This is a genomic window from Neorhizobium sp. JUb45 (assembly GCF_004343585.1).
Classification (GTDB): Bacteria; Pseudomonadota; Alphaproteobacteria; order Rhizobiales; family Rhizobiaceae; genus Neorhizobium.
The window spans coordinates 46,307-70,884 of the sequence record NZ_SLYW01000007.1 but is presented as its reverse complement, the minus strand read 5'-3'; the positions used below and the strand labels follow the sequence as shown (position 1 = coordinate 70,884).

Sequence of the window (24,578 nt, the reverse complement as noted above, 5' to 3'; positions counted from 1 at the left end):
AGAACCTGTTCTCCGCGCAATCCCGCCGTTTTCTTCATCGGGCAAAACCGCTCCATGCAATCCGCGCCGTGAGAAACGCAGGGATCAGCAGGAAGAGCACTGCCCAACCTAAAGACCATGTTCCGAAGATGGTGAGCAGCACCCCTCCGACAAATCCGCCACAGCAGCATAGGCCGTGACGAGTTGTCCGGCCATGCTTTCATCGATCTTCAGTCCGGCGCTGATATGCGGCAAGAGCCCAGCCGGCATCACTTCGGTCATCAGAGTGATGAAGCCTGCCATGGCCAAGGCCAGCAATCCGCCGACCGGCAGGCGGTCAGCCACTGGCGCTGCGTTCTCTATCGTCATGTCAGGCAAGCTTTTCGAGCGTTTTTGCGCCGGTCGGTCTTGCTCCGGCCACAACGCAGACTAGCACGATGGCGGCCCCCAATATCTGGAACGGCGTCAGCGCCTCACCGAGAACCAGCCAGCCCAGCAGCACCGCCGTCAGCGGGCTGAGGAAGCCGAGCCCGGTGACCGATTGCGGGCCAACACGCTCAATCCCGCGAAACCACAGAAAATAGGTCAGCGCAGCGCCGAACAGCCCCAGCCATGCGAAACCCGCGATATTCAACGCCGTCAGCGGTGGCAGCGCCGGTTCAAGCAAAGAGGCAACGGGCACCAGCAGGATGCCGCCCGCAGTCAGTTGCCAGCCGGTAAAGGTCAGGGCAGAAACAGGCGGTTTCCACCTGCGTGTCAGGACCACGCCGCAGGCCATGGACAGCGCCCCGATCAGCGCCGCCGCAACACCGACCATGTCGAGCTTTGCCGTCGGCCCCAGCACAAGCAGCGCGACGCCGCCGATGCCCGCAACGGCGGTGAGCAGTCTTGTTGCGTTCAGTGGCGTTGCGAGTACGAAGCGAGCCAGAAGCAGCACGATAAGCGGCTGGATCGCGCCAAGCGTTGCCGCAACACCGCCCGGCAAGCGGTAGGCAGCAACGAACAGAGCGGCCCAGAAGACAGAAAAATTCAGAGCACCGAGAATTACGAGACGTCCCAGCCATGCTGCCGGCGGTATCTGCCGCGTCAGCGCCATCAGCAGGAGACCGGCGGGCAGCGCCCGCAACATTGCATCGGTCAGCGGATATCCCGGCGGCAACATTTGCGACGTCACGATATAGGTCGTGCCCCAGATCACCGGCGCAATGGCGGCAAGAAGCAGATCGACGGCTTTGGACATGGCGCCCTCCATTTATCTTGACGTCGAGATATTCCGATGATTTCTTGACGTCAAGATAAAACCGGGTATCAAATCCGGCATGGACCATGTCGACCGAATCCTTTCCCAGTGGAACCGCGAACGCCCCGATCTCGATGTCGGGCCAATGGGGACGTTTGGACGGCTGAAGCGCTTGGCAGACCATCTGTCCTCCGAACTCGGCCGCGTCTATGAAGCGCATGACCTGACAGCCGCAGGGTTCGATGTTCTGGCGACGCTGCGGCGTTCGGGCGCCCCCTATACACTCAGTCCATCGGCCCTGATCTCATCGACGATGGTGACATCGGGAACGATGACCAATCGCCTCTGCCGCCTGGAGGCAGCCGCGCTGATCACCCGCCAGCCCGATCCGGAGGATGGCCGAGGACAGGCCGTAACGTTGACCCCACGAGGTTTCGAACTGATAGACCGCGTCGTGACCGAGCATGTCGCAAACCAGCATCGACTGATCGCGGGCCTGCCGTCCGAACTGCGTGATCATCTGGACGCAGGATTGCGGGCATGGCTTGCCGCGACCGAAGCGGAATGATGTCGGTGCAGGGTCGTTTAATATGGCGATGAACGCGGTCTCGATCTCCCGTGCTGACGCATTTGGCGGCTTCGATGTGCTGGAAAGCCGCGTCCGGCGGTTCGAATATGCACCTCACCGCCATGCCGAGGTCGTTATCGCCGCCTATACCGCCGGCCGCAAACTGGCGCGTTGCGAGAAACAGGAATTCGGCATCGGTCCGGGCGATCTGCTGGTCATCGGTCCCGAGACCCTGCATGCGGCCGCGACGGTGGACGATGCCGGCTGGCATTATCAATCTATATACCTGCAAATGGAGCAGATCGCGGAAGCGACCGGCCTTGGGCTTTCGGAGGTTGATCGCCGCGTCGGCGGGTATCGGCTGTATTCCGACGACACTCCTGCACTGCGGTTCCGGGAAGCACTGGAGGACCCGCTGGCATTGGCGGATTTTCTGCTGGAAATCTTTCCGGCAACGCCCCTCAGGCAAGGCGCGACCGCCTTGCATGGCAAATCCACCACACTCTCGTCCATCAGGATTGTGCATGATCTTCTGGCCGACGACCCCGCAGCAACGCCGACGCTACCGCAGCTCGCGGTTCTTGCGGGCGTTTCCCCGGAACATCTTTCACGCCGTTTCCGCGCAGCTTATGGCCTGTCGCCGTTCCAGTTCCTGTCAGTGACACGAGCAAGGGTGGCAAAGGACATGATGGCCGGTGGGAGCCCGATCGGCGAAGCGGCCCATGCCACAGGTTTCGCCGATCAGAGCCATCTGACACGCTGGTTCAAACGCGTCTATGGCGTGACACCCGGCGAATTCGCCCAATGTCAAATGCGTTCAAGACTTTAGGATGCGATACCGCTACCCAGCAGCAAAAGCTGAAGGGAAACGATCATGTCACGTCCGCTGCAACAGAAAACCATCGGCCTTCTGGGCGGCTGCTCGAACGTCGCCACCGAACACTATTACCGCATGCTCAATGACGGCGTGAATGCGCGTCTCGGCGGTTGGGATATCGCCGAGACGCTGATCGCCGGCATGAACTTCGGCAATATCGAGGCCATGGTTCGCGAGGACGATTGGGACGGGCTGGCCAACTATATGCGCAGCAAGGTCGAGGGGCTGATCGCTGGCGGGGCGGATCTCATTCTGTGCGTGTCGAACACGCTGCACAAACCGCTTGAGGCGATCATGGCGGAAAGGCATGTCCCGATGCTGCATATCGCCGATCCGACCGGGCAAGCGATCCGAGATGCGGGGCTGAACCGCGTTGCGCTCTTCGGCACCCGGCCTGTCATGCAACTGGATTATCTCAAGGCACGCTGGCGCGATCGCTTCGGGATCGAGACCATCACCCCGACCGACGCCGAGCAGGAGGAAATCGACAGGATTATCTTCGACGAACTCGTCAAGGGCGACTTCCGCGACGCATCCCGGCGGCGCTATATCGAAATCGCCGAGAGGATGCGGGCAGACGAGCAGGCCGAAGGACTGATTCTCGGATGCACCGAGATTTTTCTGTTGATCGACCAGCCGGACATGCCGGACTTTCCGATGTTCAACACTGCCAGCCTGCATTGTGATGCTGCCGTGCGCTTTGCGCTGGAAGCTGAATGATCGCGCCAACCGTGTCCAAAGCCCGCTTGGGTGTCCGGGCTCGATAGATTGGGAGATTCTGGCCATGACAATGGTTTCGACGAAAAGGCAGGATGCGATCTATCATCTCCTCAGCGAGACGGAGAACGAAAAGCGTCACAGACCTGCCTGCATGGGGTACTCTTGGCATGACGCGCCGGTATCCTCGGCAGAGGACTGCAGGGTTATCGTTGCGAAGATCCACATGTCCCTGGCCGACCACGCAAGGCTTTCCAACAACTGACAAAGCCCTTGATAATGCGCACCAACCACAGGAGGCACGAAAGCGGAGCGTTCGGCAGGCTTGTAATTCAGAATTATCCGCAACATCGTTTTGGGAAATAAAAATGGATCCAGTGCTTATCACCATTCTGACGACACTCGGCCTGTATGCCGCCGTTGTCATAAGCCCCGGCCCCAACTTCGCATTGATCAGCAGGCTCGCCGTTTCCGGGGCGCGGAGAACCGCCTTTGGCGCAACGTTCGGACTTGCGTTGGCCGCGACGTTTTACGCCATCCTGAGCATGACCGGCCTTGCGCTGCTTCTCACGCGCGTCGCCTGGCTTGCCGGCTTCGTACAGATCGTCGGCGGCATTTATCTCATCTATCTTGGCGTGATGGCATGGCATGCGAACGGTGCTGCAACAACCACGCACCAGCAGGTCGATGCCGGCAGCCTGACGCGCGGCCTGCGGATGGGAGCGTTGGTGAACCTGTCCAACCCCAAGGGCATTGCCTTCTTTATCGGTCTCTATGCCGTTGCGGTTCCTCCGGAAACCGCCCTGTGGGCCAAGACGATCATCCTGTGCGGCGGTTTCATGCTCGAAATTGTCTGGTACGGTCTAACCGTCATGCTTCTGTCGAGCCGCCCTGCCCGCGCGGCATATGAGAAGTTCGGTCGGTGGATCGAGCGTTCAATCGGCGCCTTGCTGGCAGCATTTGGTTTGAAATTGATCGTGGAGAAGCTGCCATGAGCCGCGGCGAGGATCGGCCAACCGACCTCCAGACATGAGGTTCGCGCGCTCACAGGCGGAACTTGTTCTGATGTTTCTGTTCCAAAAAATGAACCAATGATTGAATGCTTTTGGAAGGACATACCGGTTGATCTACGCCATGCTTGTCAGGCCTGTATCATCAGCCCCTTCTTTCTCTCGAACACGAGGACGATAGGGCGCGTGTCAGACCGTGCCCGAGGCACGTGCTTGCCACCAATCCTCAATGAACCGTGAGACGAATGACCGAAACGCTTGAACTTCCCTACACGACGACGATCGATGGCAATGCCGTGAAATGGGGACGGATCGGCAACGGTCCGGCTCTGGTTGCGATCCATGGAACACCATTCTGTTCGCAGGTATGGCGCAAGATCATTCCTCACGTGGCAGACCGGCGGACTGTCTTTTATTTCGATCTTGTCGGCTATGGACAGTCTGAAATGCGGGACGGGCAAGATGTGTCTCTTGCGGTGCAGAACAGCGTGTTATGTACCTTGTTCCGGGAATGGGGGCTGGAACGGCCGGATGTGCTTGCGCATGATTTTGGCTGCGCGACGGCACTGAGGGCCTATTTCCTCGACGGGCTGCGTTATTCATCCCTCACGATTTTCGACGCGGTTGCCCTTGCCCCATGGGGATCTCCTTTCGTTCAACACGTAAAAAGTCATGAGGCCGCATTTGCCGGAATGCCGGACTATATGCACCGAGCACTGTTGAAGGCTTATCTTCAAACATCCGCCCATTATCCGCTTTCGGAAGAAGCGCTGCATGTCTATTCGCAGCCATGGACAGGCGCGGTTGGACAGGCGGCTTTTTATCGGCAAATCGCACAAATGGATCAGCGGTATACAGACGAGATAGAACCGCTTTATCAAAAGCTGGACTGCCCCGTCAGCATGTTGTGGGGTGAAAACGACCAATGGATTCCGCATGAAAAAGGCACCGAACTTGCCGGTTTGATCTCCGATGGTTCGATCGAGATGTTAACCGCCTGCGGTCACCTCGTTCAGGAAGATCGACCGGAAGCCATCGTTGCGGCTCTTTTGAAAAGGTTGAGCTGACAAGTCGCCATCTCAGATGCTTTCAGGCAAGCCGATGCCGATGATAGGCTTGGTGGCCAACGTCAGCATTCCGCGATCTCCTGCAGGGCTCCATCGGGATTGTGGAGCCCTGTCCCGCCGCCAGGGAGAATTTCAGGGCCGCTGATGTCGAAGGTCAAAGATCGAGATGAAGGTCTCCGCCTTCCGCGGGAACCGAGCAGCAGATCAAGGCCTCGTCTTTTGCCACCGGGTAGACGGGGTCCGACAGATAACTGACCTTGCCCTTCACGACCTTTGTCCGGCAATCGCCGCAATGGCCCGCCCGGCAGCCGAAAGGCGGGGTTACCCCTCGTTGCTCGGCAAGTTCCAGCAAGGGATCGTCACCAGGCTTCCAGCGCGCCTCCTTTGCCGACTGTGTGAATATCACGCGGACTGGCTCGCTGGCCGCCTGCACGGCAGCAATTGCGATCGCGGCCGGTGTCAGGTCACGCTTCAGGCTGGATGGCCCGAAAGCTTCGGCATGGATCCGGTTATCGGCAATATTCAGCCCCCGCAAGCCATCATAGACCGCCTGCATGAAGGAACCCGGCCCGCAAAGATAGAAATCATGATCGCCAAACGGCAGATGCGCTTTGAGAAGCCTCATATCGATGCGCCCTGCCCAATCGTAACGCCCCTCGTCATCGCAGGCCGCCCCGCTCAGGATACGGATATCCCTTACAGACCCCTGCCCCCGCTCGACCAATTCGGCGATTTCGACGTCGAACCCTCTCTCTTCAAGTGTTCGCGATGATCTGAACAGCCACACGGGACGCCGATGACGCGTCCGGTCACCTTCATGGACGATATGGCGTATCATCGACAGAAACGGCGTAATGCCGATGCCGGCGGCGAGCAACACGGCGGGCCGGCTACGCTCCATCGCATCGATGGTGAAGGCTCCGGTCGGCGCCAGCGCCTCAATCTCATCACCATCCCGCATGTCGTGCAGAAGGCAGGACGCCCTACCCTCGCGCTTGATGCTCAGCCGGTAATAACCATCGGAAGGCGCACTCGACAGCGTGTAGCTGCGGCGGATGAAACCGTCGCCGTCGGCCACCCGGATCGGCAGATGCTGCCCCGCCAGATGCGGAATGAGCGCCTCGCCGCCCACCGGAGCCAGATGCAGCGAGCGGATCGTCGCGCTTTCATCCACGATCCGCTCGATGCGGAACCGCCGCCATCTGTTCGCCTTGGCGGCCGCCTCAAGGCGGGCCGCCGCCTCCTGCCAGGTGCCTGTCATCAGAACGCTCGGCGACATTCCGTTTTCCGCAAACGTCCATCGCAGCGGCAACGCATCCGGCCTCAGCACCACCTTTTCAGGAAAAACCCTCCAGAGCCGCTCGGCGCCTTCGAAAGCCGCAATTTCCGGACTGTCGAGAATGACGTCGGTTCGACCGGCAATCTGCAGCATGTCGCCTGTTTCATGATCGATAAACAGCAGGCCGGCGCGCGGATTGACCAGAAAATTACCGAGGGTGTTGAAGAACAGGTTGCCGTTGAAATCCGGAATGGTGAGCCCGCCATCGGCATCGATGCGCACAAAGCCCGGCCGGCCGCCTCGATGGGATATATCGACCTGTCGACCCTCATCGTCGCGGTCGTGGTAGGAGGCCACGAAGAATGTATCGGCCGCGTTTATGATCCGCCGCGCGCGATCGTTCAGCTTATCCGATATCAGCGGCACGGATGACGAGAACTCGGATGGATCCCTGACAAATCTGAAATGGCGGTTCTGGATGTAGCGCGGGCAGTTCCCGTAGCTGTGATCGACGGCGACGGCAAAGCCATCGCTGCCGCTGCGGACAATCCTGCCGTTCATCCGGTTGCGTCTGCGGGTGATGAGATCAATGCCGAGCAGCCCGACAGGGTCGCCGTCATCCATCCCCTCCTGCGCCGGATCCTCGGGATCGCGGATTGCGTTTATCATCAAGGTCTGCGGGTCGGGAGACTGCACAAAGCCGGGCTCACCACAGCGGATCGTCGCCCAGGGAATTTCCTGACGGTCGACGGCTCCGACGGCAATGAACGGGATGAGCGGAAAGAACTCGCGATGCTGTTCGAGCAGGAAACGTCGCACGAATTTTCGGCCCACCGTATCCATCTGCTCGACCACGCCCGTATGGCGTTGTAATTCCAGCTCGCCCTCATGCCAGGGGGAAGGCGATGCGGCGGCCTCGATCACGTCTGATTTTTGCGGCATGATTACCTCCATCTGCAACGAGGATGCGGCCGGAGACGGACGGCCGCATCCTCCCGTCAGGCGGCCAGCCCGACTGCCGTCCTGGGGAAAGGCACAAAACCCGGCAGAGCCTCGATGCGAGCAAGCCAGTGACGAACCTGCGGATGCGGCGCGAGATCGACATTTCCTTCAGGGGCACTGACGATGTAGCTGTAGAGCGCGATATCGGCGATCGTCGGCGTTTCGCCGATGATGAAACGCCGCTGTTCGAGCTCGGCGTTGATCAGGCCAAGGATCTGGTGTGCGCGAGCAATCACCTCGTCTGCACGGAAATCGGCTTTGAACACCGTAATCAGACGCGCCGCGGCAGGCCCGTAGGCGATTTCGCCGGCAGCAACCGACAGCCACTTCTGGATTTTTGCGACGGACTGGAGATCATCCGGCAACCAGTCCTTGCGGTCAAACTTGCTGGCCAGATAGACGAGGATCGCATTGGAATCGGAGATGACGATGCCGTCATCGTCGAGAACCGGCACCTGTCCGAAGGGGTTGAGCTTTAAAAAATCCGTTGCCTTGTGTGCGCCCTTGGCAAGATCCACGTCGATAACATCTGCCTTGATGCCGAGAAGCGAAAGGAACAGCAAAGCGCGATGTGCATGACCGGAAAGCGGGAAATTGTAGAGTTTCATGGAAGGCTCCCTTGAAAGGCCGAACGAAAGCGTCGGTGACGTCCATGAAGCTATTTGCATCCGTATTTCTGTAGTAGACAGATAATAGAAAAGGTATCCTCTCAAATTCTGGAAGGGTCTATGGATCGTCTTGACGCCATGTCCGTGTTCATCGCCGTGGTTGAGGCCGGCAGTCTCTCGGCTGCGTCCCGCACCCTGCATTCGCCTCTACCGACCGTCAGCCGCAAGATTTCCGAGCTCGAGTCGCATCTCGGGGTGCGCCTGATGACGCGCACCAGCCGTAAAATTCTGCTGACGGAAGCAGGGCAAAGCTATGTGGGGGCCGCGCGGGAAATCCTCGGGCGCGTCGAGGAAGCGGAGCGGCGCGCTTCGGGCGAATACATCGCACCGCGCGGAGATTTGACGATGACAGCGCCGATCGTCTTCGGCCGCCTGCATGTATTGCCTGTCGTCGTCGATTTTCTGAAGGCATTTCCCGATATCAATATCCGCCTGACCATGAGCGACAGGTCCGTCAGCCTCGCCGACGAGCAGATCGACGTGGCGGTCAGGATCGGCCATCTTGCGGACAGCAGCCTGATCACAATTCGCCTCGGTTCGGTCCGCACGACCGTTTATGCCAATCCGGATTATCTGAGGCGCAACCCGGCTCCAACCCAGCCGCGCGATCTGGCGGACCATGACTGTCTCGCCTTCGAGGGAGTGCTTTCGCCTCGGTTCTGGACGTTCCGAAATGGACGGCAGGAAATATCAGTGCCGATCCGGACACGCCTTTCCGTCAACACGGCAGAGGCAGCCGTGGATGCCGCCTCTGCCGGTCTGGGCATTACCCGTCTCATGGCCTACCAGGCCAAGCGCGCGGTGGATGCCGGCCTGCTTGTGCCTTTGCTCGAAGATTTCGAGCCGGATCCGTCTCCGGTACAATTAGTATATATGTCGCAAGGTTTGATGCCGCTGAAGCTTCGAACTTTTCTGGATTTTGCTGCCTCGCGGCTGAAAGCAGTCATGGCAACGACCGTTCGGTCAGCGTCACATTGATCGGAGCGGTTGGCATTTCGAGCGTTATCGGCCGATTGCTCTTCGGAGGTCTTTCCGATCGCCTGGGTGGATACCACTGAAGTATCATCCGGCTGCAATTATAGCGCCGGCGGTTTTGACAGGCCAAAATGTCGGCTGCTGCAATGATCCCAACATTGTTCGTCGGGGCTGGTATCAGAGCCATGCGTGCGACAGGAAATTGAAATTGTTGTAACCGTCGCCTCATTCCGCAATGGCGCTGCGCGTATCAGCGGTGCCTATTGGACAGATGTATTATTTCGACGGGGCAAGCTCAGGACTCAAACGTCAAGATTGGTATTCAAATCGGGGCTAAATCAAGCCTATATATACATCCAGAGTATCGCGACAGACGCGCGCAATATCAAAAAATTCCAGCCGATTGAGTGATGAAATGCGACTGTCCTGGAGGGCTTTCTCATTGTTCAGAAGCGACAAAAGTGCGGAGGCGATCGCGACTGGTTCATGCGGCGGAAACATTATTCCGGCATCGCCAATGGCAAGGACTTCCGGAATTCCGTCTACATTGCTGGCAGCAATGGCGCAGCCTGCCTCGCGCGCCTCGGTCAGCACCAGTCCGAATGGTTCGGAGTGTGAGGCCAGGACAAATATGTCGGTGGAAAGAAGATAAGGATTTGGGTCGCGCAACTGGCCGAGAAAATGCACTCGATCACTGTGCTCCAACGCCGCCGCCTGTTTCTTATAGAGATCTTCACAAGGCCCCTCGCCAATGATGAAGAGATTGGCTGTGGCATGCTGTTTCGAAATGATGTCGAAACCCGCTATCAAATCATCGATACCTTTGCGCGGATGAAGTCCGCACACCGTCGTTATGGCAGGGCGGGGCAAATCCGAAGGCTTTGCCGACTGCCGACCTCGCCGGGCGGCACCCAGAGTGCCGTTCAGAACGGTCCGTATCTTTTTTGCCGAGACGCCGCGATCGCGCATAATTGTGGCAACCGCCTCGCTCACCGCGATAACACGATCACCAAGACCCATGACGATGGCATGCTTGTCGAAAGAGTTATGCACCGTTGTCACAAGTTTCGGGCGATTGAAGCGGGTAAACGGATAGGCGATGACAGCGCCGGTCATCATATGCGCATGAACGATGTCAGGCTTGAATTCGGCTATCAACCGACGGAGTTTCAACAGGCCTTGCAGCAAAACCTGTGGGCTTCGGCTATGCTGTGGCACACAGACATGGCGCACGTGATTTTCTGAAAGCAACTCCACGAAATCGCCGCCGGAGCTGCCATAAACTATCTCATGCCCCTCCTTGGCCTGCGCACATGCCAGATCGACCGCCGCATGGACATTGCCGTTTCCAAAATGGCAATGATTGGCCAGATGTAATATCTTCATCGATTGTTCCGAACTTGAATACTTGTGGCGGGTGAATCGAGTTGACAGAATTTTATGACCAGTCGGGAGACGGATAACCGATACCACGACGGAGCAAGAGCGTTCGATCTGAGCTAAATCCAGCAGAAAATCGTGCACGCGCATGAGTTGCGCGAATTTAAATTGACCGCTTGTTGGACCATTGGACGCATTGGACTAAGACGAAAATCCAGACTTCGCAGATTCCAGTGAGTAAAGATGCGAGTGCAATACCAATAGTGCGCGCACAAGCATTTACAGCAAGTTACAAGACCAGGTTACATCTGCAAAACTCGTTTCCAAGCCATGCAATAATACATCTTATTCCGAATTTCTACCATGTCTATACAAGTCGCCCCACTCCCTTTCAAATAGTTCGAAAACGACAGGAAATCATTCATCCGCGGCAGAAAGCGTATCAATTCCAGCAGTCCGCTGGCCTGGTCGAAACGGTCACCCTAATCTTCGGCCACGTCGCTTGTGGCCACTGCATGTGGATTTCCGACGCTTCGTGATCAGGTGAACTTGTTTTCAAGAGTGGGATTGAGACGGCGGATCTGCCTCAACAATCTGTATGTCATTGATGACCGGCCGACGATGTAACGTGGCACAACGTTGCCGCCGAATCCGGCATAAAGCAAGACGGCGCCGGCGCTGCCTATGCCGTCGAAATCGAAAACCAGTTCCATTGAGGCCGCCGATTTCATGGCGTGCCAGAGCAACAGGGGTATGGCACCGTTGCCGCTATCGGACGCTCTTGTTGACATGATGTAGTAGAAGGTCGTGCTGTCCCAGGCGCAAAAAATGGCTGATTTCGCGTCGCCATTTTTATCGCGTGCGACCCAGATACGCCCGCGGCCAAGGTCGAGTGCCTTGACGACGATTTTCTCGCATACGTCCAAATCGACGTTGCTATCGGCATTGGCCGCCTTGAGGTTCTTGGTGGTCAGGTCAAAATATATGCCGGGATCAACCGAGACCTCAACATTCAACGTTTCTTCGGCTCGCCTGATGACGTTGCGCGTTTTGTCTCGCATCGCCTTCCACATGACGGTCGCGGGTGCAGGATGCACCTCGAAGGTGAACTGGACGCCGACGTTGAACCCCTCCGCCTGGAATGACAGCGTGTCATTGACGCCGCGATGCATCTTCTGCCGAAACGCTGACAGCGGCGGCAATTTTTTGATCAGCTCACGAGCAATGGAATGGCGTTTGATGAAACGGTTCGGCGCACTTCCCGTGCCGTCGTTGATGCCTGGCCCCAGGAAATGGGTGAGCGTCGGCATGTTGCTGCTAGACAGGCCGAATCTGGTGGTGACGATGTAGGGCATGCGACCAACGACCCGTCCGCCATCGGTGACCTCGACATAGTCTACGGTGCCCTTTGTCGCGATATCAAGCCACCATGGCTCATGAAAAATTGTAGGAATCAAAGGATCGGAAGAGAAGTTCGGGCGAGCGCCGATATGATCAGGTTTCATTTCGCCAGGCACGATCATCCAGTACAACCTCTCTATAGATGCGAACCAATGTGAAAAATTACGCGGAAATCCCTGCACACGATGATATAATCTGACCTTTCCAAGTCAAATTCGGCTTTCAATATAGAGAAGTTATTTTTGCATATAAACTCTCTCTGAATTTCAGTTTCAATTATTTTATTGTCGGTGTCGATATCTGAACTTATTTTTTATTACAGACTCCGAATAATGCCGCACGTCCAAACGCATCGGATAGAACCAGTCTTGCCGATTGGAGAAAATTAGTGTTGTCTGCTCTTATAAGAGCCGGCAGAGACAGCGCCCATGTGAACAGTTATTCCTTTTACAGCCGGGATTACCAATACTGATCATTCTATCGCAGTCGACATGCTGATCATCGACGATGTCCGGACCCTGCATCATCCAAGATTCAGTAACGGGCGTCCGACGTACCGGAAACGGTCCCGACAGTCGGAAGCAGCGATTGTTGCAAGCTCAAGAGATGGGACCGTGCATGCTTGCACTTGCAATGCTGAAAGGGACTGGCTGGCTGATTTTCTCGCGTCTTTTCGGGCGCGCAATCGATTTTCTCAATCTTCTGATCTTGGCACGACTGCTTTCCCCTGCCGATTTTGGCTTGACTGCGTTGGCGATGGCGCTGGTCATGCTCCTCGACACCATCCTCGACGTACCGGTAACGCAGGCCCTGATCCGTCTGGACGAGATCAACAAGCAGCATCTTGATACCGGCTTCACGCTTGCCGTTTTAAGAAGCTTTGCAATTACCGGCGCGGCGCTGGCCTGCGCGTGGCCGTATGCGTGGCTGAACAATGACCCCGCGTTAGTTCCCGTCGTCTGCGTGCTGGCGATCGGGCCTGCCGTCAAAGGCCTCTACAGTCCGGCGATGGTGCATCTTGCACGGATGATCGATTTCCGCCCGACATTCCTCCTGGAAGTCATCAGCAAGATATGCGGTCTCGGCTGCGCGATGCTCGTGGTCTTCAACGGTGGAGGCTATTGGGCAATCGTGACCAATTATATTGGCGCCGCGGTGGCCGCCACGATCATGTCCTATGTTTTCGCGCGCTATCGACCGGTCTTTTCGTTCTCCCGCATCAAAGATTTTGCTGGCTTCATGGGCTGGTTCACGTCTGCTCAGGTCATTTCTGCCCTGGCTTGGCAATATGATCGCTTGTTGATCGGCACCTATGCCGGGGACAAGGCGGTGCTTGGCCGCTACACGGTTGCAAGCGACATATCCCTCATTCCGTCGCAGAGTTTGATCGCACCGGCCTATCAGCCGATGATGTCTGCCTTTTCCCAGATGAGCACCGACCGCGTCCGGCTTGCCGCCGCTTTTCTCAAGGCGGTTAGACTGGTGATGCTGATCTCCGTCCCCGCCAGCATCGGCATCGCGTTGACTTCCGATCTGCTGACACAGTTGCTACTGGGAACAAAGTGGCTTGGTGCGGCTCCATATCTGGCCTTGCTCGCAATATCAGTCATGCCTGCTCCATATTATCAGACCATCAATGCCGTCAGCCTTGCAACAGATCGCCCCTCCGTGGTCTTTCGTATCAGCATTGTCGAATTGGTTTTACGGGTCACGAGCATCGCGATCGGTTTCTATCTGGCTTCCATCGAGGGCGTATTGTATGCGCGGCTTTTGCTGTCCCTATTGATGTTCGTGGTATATCTCGATGAAGTTCGAAGACTTCTCAGCATAAGCATAATGCGGCAGTTGCTAAATCTCTGGAAAATCGCAGTCGCAGGCCCGTTGATGGCCATCGTCGTGTCATTCGCGCGGCTTTACATAAGTGAATTGCAATTTCCTGACATTCTGCAAATGGGACTAATCGCCTCGATCGGTGCAGCGACTTATTGTTCCCTGCTACTGATGTTGCGCGTGCGACTTCGGCTTACAGGCGGGCGCTTTGAGATCGCCGATATAGGTTGAACACTGGCGTTGAGTTCATGAAGACCGGCGGCAAACTGTCTTTCATCTATTGTTCATGAGATCGGTGTTGCCGTGTTACGTTCAAGGGCTGGGCACAAAAGCCTCATTGAGCTTCCGTTCGCGCGGCCCGCGCGCCCCTCACCCTTCAAACGGCGACAATCACCAGCCTGCCGTGAGCATGATTGCTTGCAACGGACTTGAAAGTAAGTGCCTCAAGCTTTGCTACGGGTTATCACGTACCCCATGATCTGCAGGCCCGCCTTTTTGAGGCGGCTTTCCGCAGCAATGACATCATCCCTGCTGGTACGGGCAAACTGCGTCACGATGATCACGATATCGGCATATCTTGCGAGCGCGATAGCATCCATCGAGATATCCATCGACATGACGTCGAGGATCACATCCCCATTGAGCCTGGCAACGTCGATTGTTTCCCGAGCCTTCGGACTGCAGAAATCAATCGCCGAATTAATGCGCGCATCACGCGAGTGGATTGCCAGCGTGGCGACGTTATCACCGTACTGTGGCACCAACGGGGATACGGGCGATGACGAGCCAAGCACGTCTGCCAACGACGACGTGGATTGCGCACCATCCAGCTGCTGTGCTCGGTTTGTCGTGAATATTGTCACCGTACGGCCGCTATCGCCCATGACACGTGCCAGGTCCTGGCCGAGTGTCGCCGCCCCCATAGGCTTCGCGCACCCCACCAGCGCAATGACTGCATGCCGTCCTTCTCTTTTTGACGGGGCCAGCAGATCAATCGACGTTCTGAGATCACGTACGCTCGCAGAATAGGCTTGGTGCGATCCACGACGAAACAGTCTTCTCAATAACGACTTTTCGTTTCTTTTGATCGGCACTGCGCCAAGAAACGACAGGTGGCTTTCGTTTGCGAGATCTTTTGGCTCTCGCAACTTACGATCGAATGCAACGCCCAGTGCCAAAATCATTGCACCGAGGGAGAGACCGACGACCCCGCCAAAAGCCGTGATCAAACTTATGCGCGGGCTCGAGGGGCTGAGCGGATAAAGAGCCGCGCCGGTGATTTTTGCATCAGCGTCAGGTGTGGGCTTGTCGGGCAACCGTCCCGCCTGCATCGCATCACTGGCGGCGGCGACCTGTGCGGCGAGCGCATCCAGCCGTCCCTGCAGCGTGTCTATGCCGGCACGCGCCAACTGTTCCTTGGCTGTCACCGACTGCAGAATATACGCCGACACGATTGCATTGGCGACCTTTGCGGGGAGTGCCGGATCGGACGACGCGTACCCCACATCAACCACATAAGATTGCCCAACACGACGCGCGCTGACACGCTCGACAAAATTGGCGAATGCCACTCGGTCGCGGTTTTCCTCCGTGCTGGGCGCCGGTTGATCATTCGCATCCCGCATGGTTCCGGTATCCGCGGTCGCGATGGCGAGCATGTTGACTACACTCGATGTCGCCTTCTTGATCAGCCCGGGCGGCTGTGGCGCCAGTTCGGCATTGTTGGTCAGTCGCAGGCTTTGAAAAACCGATGACAGCAGACGTTCGGAAAGAATGATCTGCAACTCGCTTTCGGCGCTGTTAAGATCAAGACCTTGCGGCATGGCGCCATTGGCACCCGAGACATAACGGGGCTCAAGCAGCATGGTTGCCGACGCATGGTAGGTGCGCGGCAGCGAATAGGCGTAAGCAAATGATAGGATAGCCCCGACAACGGCGCTCAGGAGCAAACGAATCCGGTAACGCCAGGTTACGGTCAGAATGGTTCTGATGAGCGCGAGTGGACCGTCGGCATGAGTATCTTTCGGCGGCTCTTGATCAATCGGCCATATCCGGGCTGCTCGTTCGACCATCCCAACACGTTCGAGGGTCATCGTGCCAAACCTTTGGTAAGAGGATCTATCTTGCTGGCCTGCTGGCTTAACGCGGAGGCCCGCTCCGGCTGGATCCGGCCGCGAACAACGTCCAGAACAGCGAGGAGATTGCCTTTGACGCGCCCTCTGCGATCGATGAATGGCTCGGGCGCAAGAAAACGCGCGAAGTTGATCGATGTGTTACGCCATATCTGGCCAACCATCTGCATCGTCGTCATGGTGCCCTTGCCACGCATATAGATGGGATTGACGATCTGCGAATAGCCAAGCCGGTCTCCTGGCATTCGGCCCGATTTTACGCCCATATGAACGCCGTAAGTGTCCGAACACCGAACGAGACGCCCACCTTTTTTTGCTAGAGAGGCGCCAAAATCACGGTCTTCGAGCCAGCCGTACAGGACGAGCCTTTCATCGAACCGGCTGTCGCCGATCGCAGAAACCCGGAAGGCCATGTTGCAACCATAGGGACTGAACGCCATCTCCCAACGCGCACCTTCATGACGCGGCGGATCCTGGAGCGCCTGAACGGCGTCGCTGAATGGAATTCCCGGGCCTTTAATGCCGTCCTGGATAACACGTCCGGTAAAACCGACTACGCCGCTTTCGTCAGAAAAGACCATTGCTGCGGTTGCCAGCCAATTCGGCTCGGCAACAAAATCGTCATCGAAAAAAACGAGCAGGTCGATATCTTTCGCCAAATGCGTGATTGCATTGTTGCGTTGCGCGCACAAGCCTGCCCTACCTGCAATCACCGTGACGCGCTCATCGCTCGTAAGGTCCCCGGCATCCTTCATGTCTACGCAGGAGACGATAATCTGGCGCGGGATCACCGTCTGCGTATTGATCAGGTGGGTAACGGTCTGGTTTACGATATCCGGCCGGCCGCGGGTCGCGATCGCAACGGCTATCCGCATTTCGGGCACCATCACATTCTTTTTGCCGACTGGCTGAGGTCCCGGTCGTTCGATGAGTTCGCGGTAACCTTCGGCCGAGCTATTCCATGAATAATTCGTCACTTGCCTGAGACCACGCTCGCGCAAGTCGTCGACAAGCGACGGAGAGGACGCCAGGGCAGCGATATGCTCCACCCATTGGCGCCCATCGAACGGGCAAGCAAGCAGAGCAGCGTTGCCGCAGACCTCCACCATGCTCGAACAGGACGCCGACACCACCGGACATCCGAGCGCCATGGCCTCGACAATCGGCAAGCCGAACCCCTCATTGAGTGACGGGAAGACGAGGCAGAGGGCATGTTTGAAAAAGAAGGCGAGATCATCGTCGGACACGCGCCCGGCCATGATTACGTTCGGATGCCGCGCTACGTCGACGGAAGAAAAGATAGCAGCATCGCCACCGGCTATAACAAGATCCACGCCGAGCGCATCAAGCGCGTGGGCTATGCCAAACATGAGCGTGAGATTCTTGTGGCGCGCGCTTGAACCCAACGCAAACACGTATTTGCGCGAGCGCGCCACTATAGCGGAGACGATCGCCGGGGCACTAACCGCCGCCTCTGCATTCCAGCCAAGGACATGTTCGTGACCATTGGGCAGGACTACGATGTCCTGCGCTTCGATCGGGAGATAGCGCGCGATCTGCCGCGCAGACGCGTGCGAAACGGTTGTGACCCTTGTCGACCCTCGGACAATTAAGGGCTGCAAGCTCTTGTATAGCATTCGGAAGGAACGACTGTAGCTATCCGGTGCTGCAAAGACGTTGGCATCGTGGATGCATACGATCTGGTCGGCCTTGAAGACCGGCGCGGTGTTGCAAAGGTTGAGCAGCAGACCGGAGGCGTGCTGCGGCAACTTTAATTGTTCCCATGCATGCCCTTTGAAGATGCTCGACAATGTCTTGGGGGCCATGGCCCGAAAGGCGGGATCGGCAACACCTTCCGGCACCAATAGCGGAACGGGCTTTTCAGCGTCCAACATGCCATCCAGCGCGGTCAGAACATTATGGGCATATCGCTGAACCCCGGTCGGTGATTGTGTCAGATAGCGCCCGTTTACCGCGAATTGATGTGAAACGCTCATGGCATGTCTCTCCGATGAAACCTGCCGAACTGGGCGGTGTAGCTGGCATTCATGCGATTACTCCCAATATCTGGACCGATGCGCAAAAGTGACGATCCAACTTCAAGACGCGGAATGACCTCACAGCAAGCCATTGATTTCAAAGCTAAACGATCTATCTTGATCAGTAGCTGCCGCGTGCCTTGAGTACGGCGGGCAGCGTTTTCGCCATGATAACAAGGTCTCCTGCGAGGCTGCGGCCGGCGACATACGCAACATCCAGTTGGACACGCTCGTTATAGGCGGTGTCGCTTCGCCCGCTGATCTGCCACAAGCCGGTAAGCCCAGGGCGAACCTTCTTGTAATCCGCGAAATACGGGCCGTAATGCTCGGCTTCTGCCGGCACTATCGGCCTGGGACCGACAAGGCTCATGTGCCCAAGCACGATATTCACGAGCTGCGGGACTTCATCGAGGCTGCTCTTGCGCATAACCGCCCCGAATGGCGTCACTCGCGGGTCATTTCTGAGCTTTCGCGTCGCTTCCCATTCCATCCGCTCTGCTGGATTGGTCAGGAGATAGTTGGCCAGTACTTGATCATTATTATTCACCATCGTCCGAAATTTGAAACACGGGAACATCCGGCCGTACCTGCCGACACGATGGTGGGCGATAAAGATCGGACGCCCTTGCAACACCAGCAATGTCAAAATGACCATCGCAATGACGGGCAAAAGAACGACAAGCGCGAGAGATGCAATAACAAGGTCGCTTGCGCGCTTCCCTCCCCGCGAGAGGATGGAAGGCAACGAAATCTTCGGTCGCGCACCCACAAAAAGGTGATTGGCGCTGCGATCGGCAGCGTCCGCCTCAACGTCAGTCATTGACGTACTCCAAACCAAAAATGTGATGGGTGATCAGATGGATGCACTGCACTTCCGAGGAAATTGCTAACAAACAGTTAAGCGTTTGACAATATATTTGTTGCGTGCAGTATATGAATTACAACGCCAGTGCAAAAATACCGCAATACCAAAAAAGACCAGAGATAGACCGCGACAATTCCTCGTTAGCGGTTGCGAAATTATTGCAATTGGTCGGTATAAAATGAAAATCTCTTATAAATTTCGTCGTGTAAACAATGAGGTATAGGCGTGCGTGTTGCAATCGTTCACTATTGGCTAGTTGGCATGCGCGGCGGGGAAAAGGTTCTGGAGGCTCTCTGCAGGATTTACCCGCAAGCCGACATATATACACACGTCTATGATATTAATGCTGTATCGCCTCTTATTAGGCGGCACAATATTTACCCGACCTTTATCAACGGGCTGCCCTATTCAAAAAACCTCTATAAGAAATACCTGCCGTTGATGCCTATGGCGCTGGAACAGCTGGACCTTTCCCGCTACGACCTCGTCATCAGCAGTGAATCCGGCCCGGCCAAAGGTATAATTCCGAACTCACCGGCCGTGCATATCTGCTATTGCCATTCGCCGATGCGCTATATCTGGAACATGTATCACGAATACCACGCGAAATCCGGCTTCCTGACCCGCCTTCTCATGCCACCGCTGGCTCATTATCTTAGGTCATGGGACGTCAGCACCGCCAGCCGCGTCGATCGGTTCGTCGCAAATTCCGATACTGTCGCAAAACGCATCAATAGCTATTATCGGCGCGAGGCGAGCATCATCCATCCGCCCGTCGATACGGAGGCATTTGCGCCCGTCTCTTCTGCAGAATTGGGCGATTATTATTTGATGGTGGGAGAACTGGTTGCCTACAAGAGGCCAGAGCTTGCTGTCGAAGCGTTCAACCGCTCGAAGCGCAAGCTCGTGGTGATCGGAGGCGGCGAGATGCTTAACCATCTGCGCCGGATCGCCGGCCCAACGGTCAGCATACTTGGATCGCAGCCATTCGAGGTTCTCAAGCACCACTACGCTCGCTGCAGGGCTCTCATCTTTCCCGGAGAAGAGGATTTTGGGATTGTCCCTCTCGAAGCCATGGCCAGCGGTCGTCCCGTGATCGCGTTCGGCCGCGGTGGCGCCACCGAAACGGTCGTTGCCGACAAGACGGGCTTGTTTTTCTTCGAGCAGGAGATTGAGCCGTTGCTTGATGCCCTCGAGCGGTTCGAAAAGATCGAGTTTGATCCGGCTGCCGCCGTGTCGAGAGCCCGAGAATTTTCAACCGGGGTGTTCATGGACAAGTTCGAGGCATTCACAATGTCTGCCCTCGGGCATCCACCGGCGCGCCGCACTTTTCCCGCACAGGTCGCTTGAGCGGGCCAACGTGGCGCTTTGACGTTGATAGCAGGAGTACCGATTGTGACGAAACTGTTTGGCTTTCCATGTCCTGCTCCCGTTGCAGAAGGCAACGCGCGATACGCGCATGCTCACCGCAGATGGCGCCAAGCTGTTGCCGGGCTGCTTTGCTGCGTGGCGATGCTCGTTTCCGGCCAGCTTCATGCTGCATCATCTTATCTGCTTGGTCCGCAGGATGTTCTGAAGATCAGGGTGTTCGAATGGCGTCCAAGCGCCGGAGTAGCGTTCGAATGGGTGCCATTGACGGGTGAGTTCACGGTGTCGGCGGCTGGCACCCTTTCGCTTCCCATCGTTGGTACGATAGCGGTTGCGGGGAAAACCCCGGAACAGATCGCTGACATTATCGGCGAACAGTTGCAGAACCAGATCGGCCTGCAAAAGCGTCCGACCGCATCGATCGAAGTGTCGAGTTATCGTCCGTTTTTCGTAACCGGCGCCGTGGCGACACCGGGAAAGTATAATTACTTGCCAGGACTTACCGTCATGCAGGCATTGAGCATGGCTGGCGGCACGGGAACGATGGATCCGAAGATCATGGAATTGCAGCGTGAGGCGCTGGTAAACCACGGAACGGCTCGTGAGCTTGAAGTTGAACGATTAAGTATTCTTGCCAAGCGGGCGCGGGTCACAGCAGCACTTTCCGGCTCCGACAAGGTAACAATGCCTCCTGAACTGAGCACGACGGAAGATCAGGAAACCGTGTCTCAGATCGTGATTGCGGAGCAGGAACTGCTGGATAGCCGTGCCAGATCGATAAAATCCGAGATTGCTGCCGTCCAGCAATCAAAAGCACTTGCCAAAAACCAGATTGAAACCCTCAAGCTCAAGGAAGCATCGCTCGACAAACAGATTGATCTCGCCAACAAGGATCTCAATTCGGTCAATAAGCTGGTGTCGCAGGGACTGACTGTTTCCGCCCGACAGCTCGGCGCAAATCAGAATGTCGCCGATCTGGAAAGCCGCAATCTCGACGTATCGCTGGCCATCCTGACGATACAACAGGATCTGGCGAAACTTGACCAGGATGCCTTGACCATTGTTGAGAAATACAAGGCGGCGGCGCTGGCCGAGGCGACTGAAATCCGCGATCGTCTCGCCGCAAACGAAGAAAAAACCCGAACTGCGCACGCGCTGTTGCTCAATATCGAAATGCGCGCTCCTGTTGCCGTATCGATGCCATCAGCGGATGGACGAGTCCGCACGACCACAACGATTACCCGCGCCACTGGCAGTGCCAATAAGACCTATGTTGTCGCAGACGATGATCCGGTGTTGCCAGGCGACGTTATCAAAGTCGAGCCGCAGGATCAGAAAAGTGGCACAAGGGCGATGACGAGCACTCAATGACTGCAACTTTTCAGCTGGGCTGCAAACAAGAAATAGAGCCGATATGCAGACAACTTGATATAAAGGCGACGACATGCGATAGTATTGTCAGCTTTTACGACAACGAGATGGTGCACTGCATACTATGGGCTGGGCTTTGCTGATTTGCGTGGCACTCGGCGCACTTTCTGGATTGTGGATTCATATCGTCGCCTTCGCGCTGCTGACCGTTGTCGTTTTGGCTGCCTATGTGACATCGCTTGTTTTTGCAGGATTGCCTCTGGCGCCGGCTATCATGACTGGCGTGTATTTATGGTGGGCACTGGGTGCTGGATTTGTGGTCGGTCATCTCTGCCGCCACGCGTTACGGTTTCGGCGTGCAGCATCGAAATCAACAGATGGCAAGCTGGACCAAGTTCAGAAATACATGAAAGACTGATCGGCTTTGCATCCGACGCCGTGATCATCACATGGATATCCTGCGTGATGCCGAGGTGATTTGACGATCGCGCTTGTGGCCTGATGTCCAAGCACCGCAAACCGGGAAATATCCGGCAAGGCAATTCTGCCCATCGTCAGGCCCCAGATGTTCAACATCAAACTTGAGCTCCGGACTTGCACGTCAACCGTGAGGGCGGCCACCGATATCGGTGCGCGCAATCGCTCGTGAAGCCAATTGCAGGCTTAGAGCGGTTCATTGTTAAATGGAAACGGTTCTGCCGGAGCAGGTTTTCGTCGGGGCAGTGGCGATTGGCGAAGGGCATACCACCGGGTACGTGCGAGCCGATCGCCGCTGATCCCGGCGGAAAGATGTCCGGCCCTTACGGGTTGGCTGAAACGGGCCGGCTGATCGCATGGCCGGCTTGGCCGTATGCTGTGGCTACGACACGCGCCAGCCATGCGACCATCCAACTCCGTTTGAGCCAACAGAACCGATTCCATTTAACAATGAACCGCTCTAGAGCGTGTCGCAGCTAATCTGCGTCATTCTGCCGGAGCAGGTTTTCGTCAGGGCAGAGGCGATTGGCGAAGGGCCTACCCGAAGGTACGTTCGAGCCGATCGCCTCTGATCCTGGCGCAAAGATGCCCGGCCCCTTCGGGGTTGGCTGATACGGGCCGCCTATTCGTTCGGCCGGCTTGGCCGTATGCCTTGGCTACGACGCGCGCCGGCCGAACGAATATCCGACTCCGTCTAAGCCAACAGAATGGCGCAGATTAGCTGCGACACGCTCTAGGTTCTTCGCGATTATTTTTCATGCAGTTCGGCAGGTCGGACAAGCAGCGTTATCACGCACACTCAAGCATACAACGGCCTGACCGGCAGTGCCCTGCGTGAATCGACGGGAACGGAACTGGCCAATCCCGCCATTATAAAAAACAGCAGGCCCAGATCAACTGTCGAGGCAGATACCGCCGCACCCACAAGCAGACAAACGCAGCCTACTCGCGCCGCCAACCGGGTGTCCGCCTCAAAATTGCGTTGCTGCCCGCGGGGCATAATGATCGCAGAAAAAAAGAAAAGAAGAAAAAACAACGTGCCGGGTATCCCGACATTCGACAGCAGCGCCACCACGAAACTGGAGGTACGCGAGGTACCGAGACCGACACCGAGACCAAAAGAGTCGATGAAGTTGGCGATGCCGTAGCGGTTCCACATACCGCGCTCTATCCCCGAGGATGTGGTGCCTTTGCTGAAGACCAGAAGATCGAAATAATCGTAGATCTGCCTGAACAGAGTATCGTTCATGACGATCGCCATGCCGGTGATTATTATGGCCAGCGGCGCAAATATCACAATTCCTGCACTTGTCTTGGTGCCGGACGGGCCACCGCAGCGCAGGAGGCACGCCAAATAGAGAAGCACCAGGCAAACTGGCAATCCGAACAGCCCGGTTGATGAGGTCGATCGCACGACAAGGATTGAGGACATGAGAAACAGAATGAAATTGATCCGGCTATGCCGTTCGCAGATCCACATTGTTCCTGTGAAACCGATCGCACCAAGGCTGACGCCGGCAAATGTGGAGGCCTCTGGCCACGAGCCCACGACACGTTTCACACCGGCAACGATGTCTTCGTCGTGAAACGCATACGGTGCATTACGAATATAAACCAGCAATTCCTGCACCGGCGTACCATAGCTGACCAGATCTATGATCCCGAATGAAATATTGGCCGCGACGAAACACATGACGCCCGCACAGACGGCGCGAAAACCGGCAGCTGTCGATCCAAGCGCAACAACCATGACGAAAGTCACGAGATCGGCGATCAGATAGACGGCCTGGGTAAAATTGCTCGACACCGGCCCGAGAGGAACCGCACCCAGGGTCTCGGGATATTCCGTAGAACCGAGAGGAATAATATCCATGGTTCGCGCAAGCAGTCTCGGTGCGAAATAGCCGGCCAGGATCCCATATACGATCAGACAAGCAAGCCAGAATGCTGCTTTCGGAAATGCCATAGCATCAAAAACCGCCGCCAGCTTCTCGCGATATGAAACGGTGGTCAGCACCAAGAAAGCAACGAACAGATGACCAGGCTGGATGCCGGCCGAACCGATCAGAAACGCCGCCGCACCTCCAAAAACCGTCATCATCGAAAACGCGATGAAGGTTGCCCGATAGCCCGCCATCATACAGGCAAACCCAACGATCAGGGTGAAAATCCCGACGGGCTCAAGGCTCATGCATGCCACTCGGCGAATGGTTGCACACGATCGCCCTGCATCGGTTTATGGCGTGTGGTAGTGCGGCGTCGATAGAAGTGAAAAGATTACGCAATCTGAGATCAGCCCTCTCGCAACAATCCGAAAATCAGCCCTGACACCA

20 protein-coding genes and 1 pseudogene are annotated in these 24,578 nt (G+C 56.6%); 10 read left to right on the top strand and 11 right to left on the bottom strand.

Annotated elements, in window-relative coordinates; translation table 11 throughout:
• Positions 1-108 precede the first annotated feature (108 nt).
• On the bottom strand, positions 109-348 hold the full coding sequence (locus EDF70_RS22625) for an MFS transporter (protein ID WP_207908298.1): 240 nt from the start codon (positions 346-348) through the stop codon (positions 109-111).
• A gap of 1 nt (position 349) precedes the next feature.
• Positions 350-1,219, bottom strand: coding sequence for an EamA family transporter (locus EDF70_RS22620; protein WP_132278182.1), 870 nt, complete (start codon positions 1,217-1,219; stop codon positions 350-352).
• A gap of 79 nt (positions 1,220-1,298) precedes the next feature.
• Here EDF70_RS22620 and EDF70_RS22615 point away from each other — a divergent pair, with 79 nt between their 5' ends.
• The 5 genes from EDF70_RS22615 (at position 1,299) to EDF70_RS22595 (ending at position 5,458) form a co-directional block, all read left to right on the top strand.
• Positions 1,299-1,787, top strand: a complete 489-nt coding sequence (locus tag EDF70_RS22615) for a MarR family transcriptional regulator (protein WP_132278180.1) — start codon at positions 1,299-1,301, stop codon at positions 1,785-1,787.
• Between the two features lie 22 nt (positions 1,788-1,809).
• Positions 1,810-2,616 carry an AraC family transcriptional regulator gene (locus EDF70_RS22610; RefSeq protein ID WP_207908297.1) on the top strand — a complete coding sequence of 269 codons (807 nt, stop codon included), beginning with the start codon at positions 1,810-1,812 and terminating at the stop codon, positions 2,614-2,616.
• A 45-nt stretch (positions 2,617-2,661) separates the two neighbouring features.
• Positions 2,662-3,384 carry an amino acid racemase gene (locus EDF70_RS22605; protein WP_207908296.1) on the top strand — a complete coding sequence of 241 codons (723 nt, stop codon included), beginning with the start codon at positions 2,662-2,664 and terminating at the stop codon, positions 3,382-3,384.
• Positions 3,385-3,749: 365 nt separating this feature from the next.
• Positions 3,750-4,376: a LysE family transporter gene (locus EDF70_RS22600; protein ID WP_132278176.1), complete on the top strand. Its 627-nt coding sequence runs from the start codon at positions 3,750-3,752 to the stop codon at positions 4,374-4,376.
• A gap of 260 nt (positions 4,377-4,636) precedes the next feature.
• Positions 4,637-5,458: an alpha/beta hydrolase gene (locus EDF70_RS22595; RefSeq protein WP_132278174.1), complete on the top strand. Its 822-nt coding sequence runs from the start codon at positions 4,637-4,639 to the stop codon at positions 5,456-5,458.
• 154 nt (positions 5,459-5,612) lie between these two features.
• Here EDF70_RS22595 and EDF70_RS22590 read toward each other — a convergent pair whose 3' ends face one another.
• Both EDF70_RS22590 and EDF70_RS22585 read right to left on the bottom strand, forming a co-directional pair.
• The gene (locus EDF70_RS22590; RefSeq protein ID WP_132278172.1) at positions 5,613-7,679 is read right to left on the bottom strand and encodes a pyridoxamine 5'-phosphate oxidase family protein; all 2,067 of its coding nucleotides are present in this window, start codon (positions 7,677-7,679) and stop codon (positions 5,613-5,615) included.
• Between the two features lie 56 nt (positions 7,680-7,735).
• Entirely contained in the window at positions 7,736-8,347 is a 612-nt protein-coding gene (locus EDF70_RS22585; RefSeq protein ID WP_132278170.1) for a glutathione S-transferase, read from the bottom strand.
• A 120-nt stretch (positions 8,348-8,467) separates the two neighbouring features.
• Here EDF70_RS22585 and EDF70_RS22580 point away from each other — a divergent pair, with 120 nt between their 5' ends.
• A complete protein-coding gene (locus tag EDF70_RS22580; protein WP_132278168.1) occupies positions 8,468-9,385 on the top strand; it encodes a LysR family transcriptional regulator in 918 nt (305 codons plus the stop codon).
• A gap of 330 nt (positions 9,386-9,715) precedes the next feature.
• Here the strand turns inward: EDF70_RS22580 and EDF70_RS22575 are convergent, their stop codons facing one another.
• Both EDF70_RS22575 and EDF70_RS22570 read right to left on the bottom strand, forming a co-directional pair.
• Positions 9,716-10,912: a glycosyltransferase family 4 protein gene (locus EDF70_RS22575; protein ID WP_245519298.1), complete on the bottom strand. Its 1,197-nt coding sequence runs from the start codon at positions 10,910-10,912 to the stop codon at positions 9,716-9,718.
• Positions 10,913-11,301: 389 nt separating this feature from the next.
• Positions 11,302-12,285: a hypothetical protein gene (locus EDF70_RS22570; protein ID WP_245519297.1), complete on the bottom strand. Its 984-nt coding sequence runs from the start codon at positions 12,283-12,285 to the stop codon at positions 11,302-11,304.
• A 496-nt stretch (positions 12,286-12,781) separates the two neighbouring features.
• On the opposite strand from EDF70_RS22570, the gene EDF70_RS22565 reads away from it, so the two are divergent.
• Positions 12,782-14,224, top strand: a complete 1,443-nt coding sequence (locus EDF70_RS22565) for a lipopolysaccharide biosynthesis protein (protein ID WP_132278166.1) — start codon at positions 12,782-12,784, stop codon at positions 14,222-14,224.
• A 212-nt stretch (positions 14,225-14,436) separates the two neighbouring features.
• Here EDF70_RS22565 and EDF70_RS22560 read toward each other — a convergent pair whose 3' ends face one another.
• The 3 genes from EDF70_RS22560 to EDF70_RS22550 form a co-directional block, all read right to left on the bottom strand.
• Complete coding sequence (locus tag EDF70_RS22560) at positions 14,437-16,086, bottom strand: Wzz/FepE/Etk N-terminal domain-containing protein (RefSeq protein ID WP_132278164.1); 1,650 nt, start codon at positions 16,084-16,086, stop codon at positions 14,437-14,439.
• On the bottom strand, positions 16,083-18,122 hold the full coding sequence (locus tag EDF70_RS22555; protein WP_132278162.1) for a glycosyltransferase: 2,040 nt from the start codon (positions 18,120-18,122) through the stop codon (positions 16,083-16,085). The genes EDF70_RS22560 and EDF70_RS22555 overlap by 4 nt, the downstream gene beginning before the upstream one ends.
• 163 nt (positions 18,123-18,285) lie before the next feature.
• Complete coding sequence (locus EDF70_RS22550; RefSeq protein WP_132278160.1) at positions 18,286-18,984, bottom strand: sugar transferase; 699 nt, start codon at positions 18,982-18,984, stop codon at positions 18,286-18,288.
• Between the two features lie 306 nt (positions 18,985-19,290).
• On the opposite strand from EDF70_RS22550, the gene EDF70_RS22545 reads away from it, so the two are divergent.
• The 3 genes from EDF70_RS22545 (at position 19,291) to EDF70_RS22535 (ending at position 22,186) form a co-directional block, all read left to right on the top strand.
• Positions 19,291-20,379: a glycosyltransferase gene (locus EDF70_RS22545; RefSeq protein WP_132278458.1), complete on the top strand. Its 1,089-nt coding sequence runs from the start codon at positions 19,291-19,293 to the stop codon at positions 20,377-20,379.
• Positions 20,380-20,424: 45 nt separating this feature from the next.
• The gene (locus EDF70_RS22540) at positions 20,425-21,768 is read left to right on the top strand and encodes a polysaccharide biosynthesis/export family protein (protein WP_132278158.1); all 1,344 of its coding nucleotides are present in this window, start codon (positions 20,425-20,427) and stop codon (positions 21,766-21,768) included.
• Between the two features lie 148 nt (positions 21,769-21,916).
• Positions 21,917-22,186, top strand: a complete 270-nt coding sequence (locus EDF70_RS22535) for a hypothetical protein (protein WP_207908295.1) — start codon at positions 21,917-21,919, stop codon at positions 22,184-22,186.
• A gap of 274 nt (positions 22,187-22,460) precedes the next feature.
• Here EDF70_RS22535 and EDF70_RS30730 read toward each other — a convergent pair.
• Positions 22,461-22,655, bottom strand: a pseudogene (locus EDF70_RS30730) (hypothetical protein); the annotation flags it as partial.
• 389 nt (positions 22,656-23,044) lie between these two features.
• Entirely contained in the window at positions 23,045-24,436 is a 1,392-nt protein-coding gene (locus EDF70_RS22525; RefSeq protein WP_132278154.1) for a hypothetical protein, read from the bottom strand.
• Between the last annotated feature and the right edge of the window lie 142 nt (positions 24,437-24,578).